Genomic DNA, 12136 nt, shown 5'->3' with positions numbered 1-12136 from the left:
CTTGGCTCCCCGCTTTCGCGGGGATGACATAATTAGGAGCGAGCCTACGCCGCCTTCAGCCGCGCCGCATAGCCCTTGCGGAACTTCGCCATCTTCGGCCCGACGACCGCGGCGCAGTAGCCTGCATTCGGATTGTTCGCGTAATATTGCTGATGGTATTGCTCGGCCTTGTACCACGGCGCGAGCGGCTCGATCGTGGTGACGATCGGCTGGTCCCAGTCGGCCTGGTTCCGCTCGATCGCCTCCTCGGCCTCGGCCCGCTGCTCGGGCGAATGCGGGAAGATCGCCGAGCGATACTGCGTCCCGGCGTCGGCACCCTGACGGTTGAGCGTCGTCGGGTCGTGGGTGTGGAAGAAGATGTCAAGCAGGTCGGCATAGCTGATCTGCGCCTCGTCGAAGGTGATCCGCACCGCCTCGGCGTGCCCGGTCCGGCCGGTGCAGACCGCCGCATACGACGGGTCGGTGACGTGGCCGCCGATATACCCCGACTCCACCGCCTGGACGCCGGTCAGCGAGTCGAATACCGCCTCGGTGCACCAGAAACAGCCCCCGGCGATCGTCGCAACTTCGGTCATCATCGTCTCCTCGATCTACCCCGCGAATGTGGGCATGAAACGTGACGGTGCAACTAGCGCGACTTTGCGAAATGCGCCTCGATCGCGCGGGCGATGCCTTCGCCGATCCGCTTCTGTCCCGCGACCGATTCAAGCAGCCGCGCGTCGCCATCGTTCGATAGATAGCCGGTCTCGAGGAGCACCGATGGCACGTCGGCGGCCTTGAGCACGCGAAACCCGGCGAAGTGGTGGAACTCGCCGCGAAAGCCGATGCGGTCGCCGAGGCTCGTTCCTAAGGTCTCGGCGAACCCGACCGAGACGTTCATCGTCGACCGCTGGACGAGGTCGATCATGATGTCGCCGACCTCGGGGGCGTCGGCGCGGAGGTCGACCCCGGCGATGACGTCGGCCTGGTTCTCGCGCGCCGCCAGCCGCGCCGCGACGACGTCGGACGCGGTTTCTGACAACGTGTAGACGCTCGCGCCGTGCGCCTCAGGGTTGGGCGCGCTGTCGGCATGGACCGAGACGAACAGGTCGGCCTTCTCGCGCCGGGCGATGGCGACGCGCTCGCCCAAGGGAATGAACGTGTCGTCGTCACGGGTCATCTTCACCCGGACCTGTCCGTCGCGTCGCAGTACGTCGGCAGCGGCGAGCGCGATGGCGAGGACGACGTTCTTTTCGTACCCGCCGAGACTGCTAATCGTCCCCGAATCCTTGCCCCCATGGCCCGGATCGATGACGACGAGCGCGCGCTTGCCGGGGCGTTTCGGCGGCGGCGGCGGCGCGGCGGCATCGCCCCCCATGACGTCGTCGCCGAGGTTGAAATCGACCGCGAGCATCGTCGTCGAGACCGGATGCCTGCCGCGCGCAACCTCCCGGGCGAACCCGGCGGCGTCGACCGGCGACAGGCGGAGGACGAGCGCATGCCCGTCGATCGCCGCCGCGCCGAGCCCCATCGGTCGCGGCAGGTCGATCACCAACCGCGCGGTGTCGGCATCGAATGGCCCGATCCGCGCCCGCGTCGATGTCGTCGACCCCGGAACCCCCGACGTCGCGATCCGCCGCGCGGCGTCGGCCCCGCCGATATCGACGACGAGCCGCGGCGGCGTGTCGAGCGCGAACAGCTTGACCGTTTCGACCGGCCCGTCGATCTCGACCGTCACCGTCGCCGGATCGCCCGTCACGCTCAGCCCGGTGACGCGCGCGGCGAAGGCTGGAGCCGCCAGCAAGGCAATCGACAGGACAGGGACGAGTGCTCGCATCGGCCGCAGGGATACCGGCGCCCCGTCGCCCCGGCAATCGCTCGCATTTTCCTTAACCTTACTCACCCGCCAACTGGCGAAGCCGGGTTCGAGCGGCGAGGCGGGGAAGCCAGCGGCAGTAAAGCCCGCAGTTGTAGCGCCGCCGTTCCGGTGCTACTCCTACCCAGACGGTTTGCGAGGCAGGGGTTTGTCCCGGTTCGCGCCGCCACGAATATGCCGCATCGATGCCCGGGCGACGTTCCGGGCGCGTATGCCGGTCAAAGTTAGGGTCGCATGACGTCGAAGCAGCAGCGTATAGCCGGAGCCGCCCTTTGGGTCGGCCCGGTGCTGCGCCCGACGCCCCCAATTACTATCCATCCCATCCCGGGCCGGTCGCCGCTGCGTCGCGCGACCGCCCTTTTTTCGCGTGCCGCCGGCCTGTCCGCATCATCTGCCGAAGGTCGCCCGCGCGCGCAGGAGCATCTGAATGTCCCAGCGCATGCTGATCGACGCCCGCCACCCGGAGGAGACCCGGGTCGCCGTCGTCAACGGGAATCGCATCGAGGAATTTGATTTCGAGGCCGCCGAGCGCAAGCAGCTCAAGGGCAACATCTATCTCGCCAAGGTCACCCGGGTCGAACCGTCGCTCCAGGCGGCGTTCATCGATTACGGCGGCAACCGCCACGGTTTCCTCGCCTTCAGCGAAATTCATCCCGACTATTACCAGATTCCCAAGGAGGACCGCGACGCGCTTCTCCGCGAGGAAGCCGAGCTAACGCTCGACGAGCATCACGACGAACCCCATGAGGGCGAGGACGGCGAGGAAGTCGCTGTTACCGGCGGGGCCGACGATGCGGGTTCCGACGTGCTGCGCCGCCAGCGCCAGGCGCTGCGCCGCCGCTACAAGATCCAGGAGGTCATCCGCCGCCGCCAGGTCCTGCTCGTCCAGGTCGTCAAGGAGGAGCGCGGCAACAAGGGCGCGGCGATGACGACGTACCTGTCGCTCGCCGGGCGCTTCTGCGTCCTGATGCCCAACACCGCGCACGGCGGCGGGATCAGCCGCAAGATTTCGAACCTCGGCGACCGCAAGCGGCTGAAGTCGATCATGGCCGACCTCCAGCTTCCCGCCGGAATGGGCGCGATCGTCCGTACCGCCGGGCTCAAGCGGACCAAGGTCGAGATCAAGCGCGACTTCGATTACCTGACGCGGCTGTGGGACGAAATCCGCGAGACGACGCTGAGCAGCGTCGCGCCGTGCCTCGTCCATCAGGACAGTGACCTGATCAAGCGCGCGATCCGCGACATCTACAGCCGCGAGATCGAGCAGGTTCTCGTCGACGGGCCCGATGGCTACGCCGCCGCATCGACTTTCATGCAGCTGTTGATGCCGAACCACGTCGCCAAGGTCGTCGAATATGCCGACCCGGTGCCGCTGTTCCAGCGCTTCGGGGTCGAGGCGAGCCTTGCCGGCATGTACCAGCCGGTCGTTCAGTTGAAATCGGGCGGCTATATCGTCATCAACCCGACCGAGGCGCTCGTCTCGATCGACGTCAACTCGGGCCGCTCGACGCGTGAGCACGGCATCGAGGAGACCGCGTACAAGACCAACCTCGAAGCCGCCGACGAGATCGGCCGCCAGCTTCGCCTGCGCGACATGGCCGGGCTCGTCGTCATCGACTTCATCGACATGGAGGTCGGCGGCAATAATCGCCGCGTCGAGCGCGCGATGAAGGAGGCGATGAAGAACGATCGCGCCCGCATCCAGATCGGCCGGATCAGCTCGTTCGGGCTGATGGAAATGAGCCGCCAGCGCCTTCGCACCGGCGTCCTCGAAGCATCGACCCACGTCTGCCCGATGTGCGACGGGTCGGGTTATGTCCGCTCGGTCGCGTCGGCTGCGCTTGCTGCACTCCGCGCGCTCGAGGCCGAAGCGATCAAGGGCCGGGCGACCGAGTTCTCGCTCCGCGCGGGCCTCGAAGTCGCGATGTACATCCTCAACCGCAAGCGCGCCGATGTCGTCGAGCTCGAGGAGCGCTACGGCATCGCCGTCGAGACCATCCCCGACGAGACGTTGATGGGCCCGAACTTCGTCCTCGACGCGGGCGGACCCGCGCCGCTCCACCCGGTTGTCATGTCGCTGCTGCCGCCGCCGGTGAAGATCGACGACGACGACGAGATTCCCGACACGGCGGAGGAGCATGGCTTCGACGACGAGGAAGACGAGGAAGCCGAGCGTCCCGCGCGCCGCGAAGGCCGTGGCCGCGGACGCGGACGCTCGGCTCCCGCCGATGACGCCGGTGAAGGCGACACCGCCGAAACCGCGAGCGACGCCGAGGGCGACGATGGCGAGGAGGGGGCTGAGCGCCCCGCCCGCGCCGAGGGTGCCGCCGATGGTGGCCGCGACAGCGAACGCGGTGGTCGTGGCCGCCGTCGCCGCCGCCGTGGTGGCGGCCGCGACCGCAAGCCCGAGGGCGATGCCGCCGAGGGCGTCGAGCCGGTCGCCGATATCGCGTCGAACGCCGACGTCTCGGTCACCGGCGAGGATGCCGCAGAGGTCGTGGCAGGCGACGGCGTCGCGCCGCTCGTTACCGCCGAAAGCGCGGGCGAAGGCGAAGCCCGTCGCCGCCGTCGCGGGCGTCGTGGCGGTCGCCGCCGCGAGGGCGGCCCGGCTGCGAGCGAGGTCGGCGTCGACAACGACACCGTGACCGAGAGCGCCGAGAGCCTCGACGATACCGGACTCTCCGGCGGGCCGATCAAGGCCGCGGTCGAAGCGCAGGTCGAGGTCGCTGCGGCGACCGCCGAAGCGATCGACCCGGTCGACGCTCCGGTCGAAGCCGTCCCGGCGAAGAAGCCGCGCCGGTCGCGCGCCAAGAAGCCGGTCGAGGCCGCCGAAGCTGCGGTCGAGGAGGCGCCGGCTCCCGAGCCGGTCGCCGAGCCCGCTGCCGAACTGGCTCTCGAACCCGCTGCCGAAGCTGTCGCCGCCGCCCCCAAGCCGCGCCGTTCGCGGCGCAAGGCGGTCGCCGCGGCTCCCGAAGCTGCGGAAGCCGCGCCCGAGCCCGCTGTCGTTGCCGAGCCCGACGCGTTTGTCGACAGTGCGAAGATTGTCGAGCCCGAGCCGGTTACGCCCCAAGCGAACGACGCTGCCCCCGAGGCGTCACCCGCAGGCGACGAACCCGCCGCCCCGCGCAAGGGCGGCTGGTGGCAGCGGACCTTCGGCAACTAACCTGCCCGACCCCGGGGCGGCGGCGATGCCTGTCGCCCCGGGATCTCGCACGGATGACGCGCTCAGCTTCGAGCGTACCCTAACGTAACATTGTCATCCCGGCGAAGGCCGGGACCCATGGTCAAGACCGGCAGTGATCATGAATCCCGGCCTTCGCCGGGATGACAATGACAGTTGTTATAGGCCTCCGGCGCGGAGGATCACGCGCCCCCCTCGCCTTAACCCCGGGTTCAGCGTATCCCCGCAAAATGCCCGGCATGCCCGCCCGCCTGATCGCCCGTGCCGCGCTGACTCTCGGCGCGGTGGCGATGCTGCTCGGCACCAGCGCCCCCGCCGCCGCGCAGTCGGTCCTCCGCGATGCCGAGACCGAGTCGTTATTCCGTGACGTCGCGCGCCCGCTGATCATCGCCGCGGGCCTCACCCCGGCGTCGGTCCAGATCGTCCTTGTCGGCGATCCCGAGATCAACGCCTTCGTCTCGGGCGGGCAGAACATCTTCGTCTTCTCGGGACTGATCGAGAACGCCGACAACGTTAACCAGCTCCAGGGCGTCCTCGCGCACGAACTCGGCCACATCGCCGGGGGGCATAATGTCCGCTCGAACGAGGGCATCGGCCCGGCGACGCACATCTCGATCCTGTCGCTCGTCGCCGCGGTCGCGCTGGTCGCAGTCGGCGCGGGCGATGCCGGGATCGCCGCGCTCGGGCTCGGCACCGCAACTGCGCAGAGCCAGTATCTCGCGTTCAGCCGCGACCAGGAGAGCCGCGCCGACCAGGCCGGCGCGGTCTTCCTTGGCAAGGCGGGGGAGTCGGGGCGCGGCAGCCTCGAATTCTTCAACAAGCTGCTCGGGCAGGAGTATCGGCTCGGGCTCAAGCAGGACAATGCGTATAACCGTACTCACCCGCTCGACGGTCAGCGGATCGCGTACCTCGAAGCGGTCTACAAAGCGTCCCCGGCCTGGAATACACCGCCCGACCCCAAGCTCGATGCGCGGTTCCAGCGGGTCAAGGCGAAACTCGCCGGCTTCATCGAGGAGCCGCAGCGCACCTTCCAGATGTACCCCGAGGGGCTCAAGACCGAGCCCGCGCGCTACGCCCACGCGTATGCCTATCACAAGTCGGCATATCCCGACGCCGCCGTTGCCGAGGTCGATGCACTGCTCGCGTTGCACCCGGCCGATCCATATTACCTCGAGCTCAAGGGGCAAATCCTGCTCGAATCAGGCAAGATCGCGGAGTCGCTGCCGATCCTTCGCGCTGCCGTCGCCGCCGCCCCGACTGAGCCGCTGATCGCGACGCTGCTCGGCCATGCACTCGTCAGCACCGAGAACGCCGCCGACTTCGCCGAGGCCAAGCCGCTGCTACGCAAGGCCGTCGTTCGCGACCGCGAGAACCCCGATGCGTGGTACCAGCTCGGCGTGATCTACGACCGCGAGGGCGATACCGCGCGCGCTGCGCTCGCTACTGCCGAGCGGTTCGACCTTCAGGGCGAACCCAGGCAGGCGGCGGCGAACGCCAAGATCGCGCTCAGGGGCCTATCGCCCGGCACGACCGACTGGCTTCGCGCCGACGATATCGCGCAAGTCGCGCAGAACGATTTAGTCAAGAAGAAGCACAGATGATCAACGGCTTACGGATTTCGACGGCGCTCGCTTTGGTGCTCGTCGCGAGTTGCGGCGCGGGCGACCCGGCCGAGCGGATTGACACCAAGGACCGCGCCGCAATCGAGGCGATCGTCCGCGACTACATCCTCAAGCATCCCGAGATCATCCCTGAGGCGATCAACGGGATGCAGGCCCGTGATGTGTCGAAGCTGCTTAGCAGCAACCGCAGCGAGATCGAGACCGCCTTTCCCGGCGCGGTCGCGGGCAACCCCAAGGGCGACGTCACCCTCGTCGAGTTCTTCGACTATGCCTGCCCGTATTGCCGCGCGGGCCACGCCGACGTCCGCAAGCTGATCGCCGACGACCCCAAGCTCCGCGTCGTCTACCGCGACTTCCCGGTCCTGTCCGAAGCCTCGGGCGAGGCGGCGATGGCGGCGTTGTCGGCGGCCAGCCAAGGCAAGTATCTCGCCTTCCACGACCGCATGTTCGAGACCCCGGGCAAGGTCGACCGCGAGCGGACGATCGCGGTCGTCCGCTCGGCCGGGCTCAACGAGGTGCGGACCGCGAAGGACCTGACCAGCCCGGCGCTCAAGGCGGAGATCGCCAAGAACCTCGACCTCGGCCGCGCGCTCGGGCTGACCGGCACCCCCACTTATATCGTCGGCGACCGCATCCTCAGTGGCGCGGTCGGTTATGCCAAGCTCGCCGAGGCGATCGCGGCGGCGCGAGCGGCCAAGGCTGCATGATGCTCCCCGCCGAGGCTACGCGCCTCGACGTCGCCCTCGCGTTCCAGCGGATCGGCACGGTGTTCTGGCATGACTTCGCCGCAATCATCGTCCTTGGCTTCGTCATGGTCACGCTGCCGGGGGTCGTCCTCGCGCTGGCGGGGACACATGCCGGGTCGACGATCGTCGCGACCTTCGGCGGCATGCTTCGCGTACTCTATGTCGTCATCGTCACCCACGGCGTGCTGGCGCGGCTCGACGGTCGTCCGCAGGGTCCGCGCGCGTTCGTGCGCGCCGGGATCGCCGCATCGCCGCGGGCATTGAATGTCGCTCTGCTGATCGGCGTCATGACGGTATTGGCGATGGTCGGCCTGCTGCTCGCCGGGCTGGCGGGGCCGTCGGCACTGGCGATCCGCGCCGCGATCGTCGCGGCGGGGTTTGCGGGGGCGGTGCTGCTGGTCGCGGCTGTGCCGGTGGCGCTGGTCGAGCGGCGTGCTCCCTTCGGCGCGCTGGGCCGGGCGACGGCGCTGACGCGTGGAAATCGCGGACGGGTCGCTGTGGTGCTCGCGGGGTTTGCTTTGACTGTGGTGCCGGCTCGGCTGGTCTTGGCGGCGACCGTCTATGGGACGGGAGCGAGTGCGCAGCACGTCGCGGCGGTCGATGCGGCGATGACGGTCTTGAGCCCCGGACTGTGGCTGATTGCGCTGTTCGACCTGCTCGCATGGGGGGTCGGGGCGGTAATTCCGGGAGCGATTTATGCGGGGCTTACCCGCGACTAAAGCCGCCGCCATCCCAATGCGGGATAGCGGCGGCGATAGGAATTAACGCGAATAGAATTCCACGACCAAGTTGGGCTCCATCCGCACCGCGTACGGCACTTCGTCGAGCGTCGGAACGCGGACGTAGGTCGCCTTGGCGCCGTCGACCTGGACGTACTCGGGAGTCTCGCGCTCGGCGAGGCCCATCGCTTCGAGGACCAGCGCCATTTCCTTGGCCTTGGTGCCGAGTTCGATCACGTCGCCCGGCTTGACCTTCGCCGAGGCGATGTTGCAGCGGCGGCCGTTGACGAGGATGTGGCCGTGGTTGACGATCTGGCGCGCGGCGAAGATCGTCGGGGCGAACTTGGCGCGGAAGATGACCATGTCGAGACGCTGCTCGAGCAGGCCGATCAGGTTCTGCGAGGTGTCGCCCTTCATGCGGACGGCCTCGGCGTAGGTCGCGCGGAACTGGCGCTCGGTGACGTCGCCGTAATAGCCCTTGAGCTTCTGCTTGGCGCGAAGCTGGATGCCGAAGTCCGAAACCTTGCCCTTGCGGCGCTGGCCGTGCTGGCCGGGACCGTATTCGCGCTTGTTGACCGGCGACTTCGGGCGGCCCCAGATATTCTCGCCCATCCGGCGATCGAGCTTGTATTTCGCGTTAGCGCGCTTCGACATAGTATCCCGTTCAATTTGCTGTTGGCACCGCTGTTTTCAGAGGCGACCCGGATTCGCACCACCCAGCCAAGTCTGCTGGACGCGGCCACCGCTTCACCGGGCGTGCGGGGCCAATTGCGAAGCGGGTCCGTTAGGGGAAACGTGGGCCGGGGTCAAGGTCGGGGCTAGGCCGGCCGAGCGGTCAAATCAGCTTAATGAAGCCGATGATGATGCCGGAGAAGGTCACGAGCATCCCGAACATCCAAATCAGCGTTTTGTTCTGGGTCGTGGCGATAAGTTCGCGGAGGACTGCATTCCCGGAATCGATTTTAGCCTCAAGCTTTGCTTCGAGCTTGGCCAGAGACGTTTCGACCTTGGCGAGATCAGTCCGAAGCGACGTTTCGACCTTGGCAAGATCAGTCCGTGTCGATGACCCAAGCTCGGTAAGGTCAGCCTTCGTCGCGAGATCGGCTCGATAAACCGCAGCAGAGTCGGCAATCGCCTTGCTGATTGCCCGTGCAGCTTTCGCATCGAGGCCCGACGCGGCGATGGCATCATACGTCGCGAGGGTGTCGATTGCGGTGGCCATATCTCGCTATAGCCTATCGGCCACCCAGCGCGAAGGGCTGGATGCGCCCGTCACGGACCGTCATTTCCTTGACCTCGAGCCCCCTCCCCTGCTAAGCGCTCGCGTTTACCGCATAACCTGAGAGTTTGCCCGATGGCGCGTGTCACAGTCGAAGATTGCGTCGACAAGATCCCCAACCGCTTCGAGCTCGTGCTGATGGCGGGAACCCGTGCGCGCCAGATTTCGAGCGGGGCGGAAATCCTGCTCGACCGCGACCGCGACAAGAACCCCGTCGTCGCCCTGCGCGAGATCGCCGAGCAGAAGGTCGTTCCCGCTGTGCTACAGGAGGCGCTGGTGTCGTCGATGCAGCGCGTCATCCAGGGCGAAGACGATGCCCCCGACGCAGTCGGTTCGCTGTCGGCATCGGCGGAGGCGCTGCGCCTGACCGCTGCCCAGCCGCCGCGGAACCAGAATTTGGGTCCGGATTACGAGTGAGCGCGGCCGGCGCATAGCGAAGCGAACGCTTCTTTGCGTTCGTCAGCAGTTCGCGGACTCGCGCTAACGATCGGCCGGCGGGTCGGGTGGCTATACCGCCCGAACCCGTCCGACGGCGCGGCTTTGCCGCGGCCCTCTTCCCTTTAGGGCGCACACCCCCCAATATCAGTTCATGTTGCGCCAGTACGAACTTGTCGATCGCGTCCTCGCGTACGATCCCGATGCCGACGAGGATCTGCTCAACCGGGCCTATGTCTTCTCGATCCAGGCGCACGGGTCGCAACTGCGCGCAAGCGGCGACCCGTACTTCAGCCATCCGATCGAAGTCGCAGGCATCCTGACCGAGTTGAAGCTCGATGCCGAGACGATCGCCACCGGCATCCTCCACGACACGATCGAGGATACCGTCGCCACCACTGAGCAGATCGAGCGGCTGTTCGGGGCGAACGTCGCGCGGCTGGTCGATGGCGTCACCAAGCTGTCGAAGATCGAGGCGCAGACCGAAAACGAGCGCGCTGCCGAGAACCTGCGCAAGTTCCTGCTGGCGATGTCCGACGACATCCGCGTCCTGTTGGTCAAGCTCGCCGACCGGCTCCACAACATGCGGACGCTCCATTTCATCAAGTCCGACGAGAAGCGCCGCCGGATCGCGCGCGAGACGATGGACATCTACGCGCCGCTCGCCGAGCGTATCGGCCTGTACGGCTTCATGGACGAACTCCAGGCGCTGAGCTTCAAGCATCTCGAGCCCGAGGGCTACGATTCGATCGTCAAGCGCCTCGAACTGTTACGGGCCGGCGGCGGCGACATGGTCGCGCGGATCACCAGCGGCATTAAACTGCTGCTCGGCCAGAGCGGGATCGAGGCCGACGTCCGCGGCCGCGAGAAGCGCCCGTTCTCGATCTGGAAGAAGATGCAGGACCGCCGCATGGCGTTTGAGAACCTGCCCGACGTCATGGCATTTCGCGTCGTCGTCCCCGACACTGCGGGGGCGTATCGCGCGCTCGGCATCATCCACCAGCGCTGGCCGGCGGTGCCGGGGCGGTTCAAGGACTTCATCTCGACCCCGAAGCGCAACGGCTATCGCTCGCTCCATACGACGGTGATGCACAGCGAGCGGGTGCGGATCGAGATTCAGATTCGCACCGCCGAAATGGACCGCGAGGCCGAATTCGGGCTGGCGGCGCACTGGGCGTACAAGCAGGGCGACGACGGCGCCCCGGCGCGGCACGCGTATCCGTGGCTGCGCGACCTGCTCGAAATCCTCGAACAGGCGGCGACGCCCGAGGAGCTGCTCGAACACACCCGCCTCGCGATGTTCCAAGACCAGGTCTTCGCCTTCACCCCGAAGGGCGAGCTGATCCAGCTGCCTGCGGGGGCGTGCCCGGTCGACTTTGCCTACGCCGTCCACACCGACCTCGGCGACACCTGCGTCGGGTCGAAGGTCAACGGCCGCGTCGTGCCGCTGCGGACGCCGCTGGCGAACGGCGACCAGGTCGAGATTTTGCGGTCGAAGGCGCAGCATCCTGACCCGCTGTGGGAGGGGTTCGTCGTCTCGGTCAAGGCGCGCTCGGCGGTCCGCCGCTTCGTCCGCCAGCAGCAGCGCAGCCAGCAGCTCAAGATGGGGCGGACGCTGTACGACGAGGTCGTTGCGCGGTTGAAGCTGCCGCTGTCCGACGACGCCGTTACCGCCGGCCTCGCGCGGCTCAAGCTCGCCGACCGCAATGCGCTGTATCTCGCGCTGGCGCGGGCGACGGTCAGCGACACCGCGGTGCTCGAGGCAGTGCTGCCGGGGTCGACCGCCAATCTCAAGACGAAGAAGCGCGGCAAGGCGGGGCCCCGCGCGCCGATCTCGATCCGCGGACTGACTCCCGGCGTGGCGTTCCAACTCGCCGATTGCTGCCACCCGATCCCCGGCGATCGCATCGTCGGCGTCGCTTGCCCGGGGACGGGCATCGAAGTCCACGGCATCGACTGCGCCAACCTCGCCGATCCCGGCGAGGGCGAGTGGCTCGACCTCCACTGGGGCGAAGAGACCGAAAGCGCGGTCGCCCGGCTGTTCGCCGTTGTCCACAACCAGCCCGGCAGCCTCGCCGCACTGACCGCGATCCTCGCGCATCACGGCGCGAACATCGTCAACCTGACGTTGAAGGAGCGCGACCGCGCGTTTCACGGCTTCGTCGTCGATATCGAGGTCGACGACCTTGCGCATTTGACCAACATCATCGCAGCGTTGCGTGCGACGCAGGCGGTGGTCAGCGTCGAGCGGGTCAAGGCGTAGAACCCCTCTCCCATTTTAGGAGAGGGGCGTCAGCCG

The 12136-nt window shown here is 67.5% G+C and carries 10 protein-coding genes; 6 read left to right on the top strand and 4 right to left on the bottom strand.

Going from position 1 to position 12136, the window contains the following annotated elements:
* Nucleotides 1–44 precede the first annotated feature (44 nt).
* A complete protein-coding gene (msrA, locus tag KZX46_RS09830) occupies nt 45–578 on the bottom strand; it encodes a peptide-methionine (S)-S-oxide reductase MsrA (RefSeq protein WP_219776429.1) in 534 nt (177 codons plus the stop codon).
* Nucleotides 579–628: 50 nt separating this feature from the next.
* Nucleotides 629–1816 carry an N-acetylmuramoyl-L-alanine amidase gene (locus tag KZX46_RS09825; RefSeq protein ID WP_219776428.1) on the bottom strand — a complete coding sequence of 396 codons (1188 nt, stop codon included), beginning with the start codon at nt 1814–1816 and terminating at the stop codon, nt 629–631.
* Between the two features lie 466 nt (nt 1817–2282).
* Here KZX46_RS09825 and KZX46_RS09820 point away from each other — a divergent pair, with 466 nt between their 5' ends.
* The 4 genes from KZX46_RS09820 (at nt 2283) to KZX46_RS09805 (ending at nt 8123) form a co-directional block, all read left to right on the top strand.
* Nucleotides 2283–5018 (top strand): Rne/Rng family ribonuclease, encoded by a 2736-nt coding sequence (locus tag KZX46_RS09820; protein WP_219776427.1) that lies wholly within the window; start codon nt 2283–2285, stop codon nt 5016–5018.
* Nucleotides 5019–5275: 257 nt separating this feature from the next.
* Nucleotides 5276–6637: a M48 family metalloprotease gene (locus KZX46_RS09815; protein ID WP_370647525.1), complete on the top strand. Its 1362-nt coding sequence runs from the start codon at nt 5276–5278 to the stop codon at nt 6635–6637.
* Nucleotides 6634–7365 carry a DsbA family protein gene (locus KZX46_RS09810; RefSeq protein ID WP_219776425.1) on the top strand — a complete coding sequence of 244 codons (732 nt, stop codon included), beginning with the start codon at nt 6634–6636 and terminating at the stop codon, nt 7363–7365. Before KZX46_RS09815 ends, KZX46_RS09810 begins: the two co-directional genes overlap by 4 nt.
* Nucleotides 7362–8123 carry a hypothetical protein gene (locus tag KZX46_RS09805; RefSeq protein ID WP_219776424.1) on the top strand — a complete coding sequence of 254 codons (762 nt, stop codon included), beginning with the start codon at nt 7362–7364 and terminating at the stop codon, nt 8121–8123. The genes KZX46_RS09810 and KZX46_RS09805 overlap by 4 nt, the downstream gene beginning before the upstream one ends.
* A gap of 42 nt (nt 8124–8165) precedes the next feature.
* Here the strand turns inward: KZX46_RS09805 and rpsD are convergent, their stop codons facing one another.
* Together rpsD and KZX46_RS09795 are read right to left on the bottom strand one after the other, a co-directional pair.
* Nucleotides 8166–8777 carry a 30S ribosomal protein S4 gene (rpsD, locus tag KZX46_RS09800; protein ID WP_216709015.1) on the bottom strand — a complete coding sequence of 204 codons (612 nt, stop codon included), beginning with the start codon at nt 8775–8777 and terminating at the stop codon, nt 8166–8168.
* A 181-nt stretch (nt 8778–8958) separates the two neighbouring features.
* Nucleotides 8959–9345 (bottom strand): hypothetical protein, encoded by a 387-nt coding sequence (locus KZX46_RS09795; RefSeq protein WP_219776423.1) that lies wholly within the window; start codon nt 9343–9345, stop codon nt 8959–8961.
* A gap of 132 nt (nt 9346–9477) precedes the next feature.
* Here KZX46_RS09795 and rpoZ point away from each other — a divergent pair, with 132 nt between their 5' ends.
* Together rpoZ and KZX46_RS09785 are read left to right on the top strand one after the other, a co-directional pair.
* On the top strand, nt 9478–9819 hold the full coding sequence (gene rpoZ, locus KZX46_RS09790; RefSeq protein WP_216709013.1) for a DNA-directed RNA polymerase subunit omega: 342 nt from the start codon (nt 9478–9480) through the stop codon (nt 9817–9819).
* Nucleotides 9820–9991: 172 nt separating this feature from the next.
* A complete protein-coding gene (locus KZX46_RS09785; protein WP_219776422.1) occupies nt 9992–12100 on the top strand; it encodes a bifunctional (p)ppGpp synthetase/guanosine-3',5'-bis(diphosphate) 3'-pyrophosphohydrolase in 2109 nt (702 codons plus the stop codon).
* Nucleotides 12101–12136 lie beyond the last annotated feature (36 nt).

This window comes from Polymorphobacter sp. PAMC 29334 (assembly GCF_019431245.1).
In the GTDB taxonomy this organism is placed as follows: domain Bacteria; phylum Pseudomonadota; class Alphaproteobacteria; order Sphingomonadales; family Sphingomonadaceae; genus Polymorphobacter_B; species Polymorphobacter_B megasporae.
Note: the sequence above shows the minus strand (reverse complement) of the source record. Positions and strands in the feature narration are given on the sequence as shown.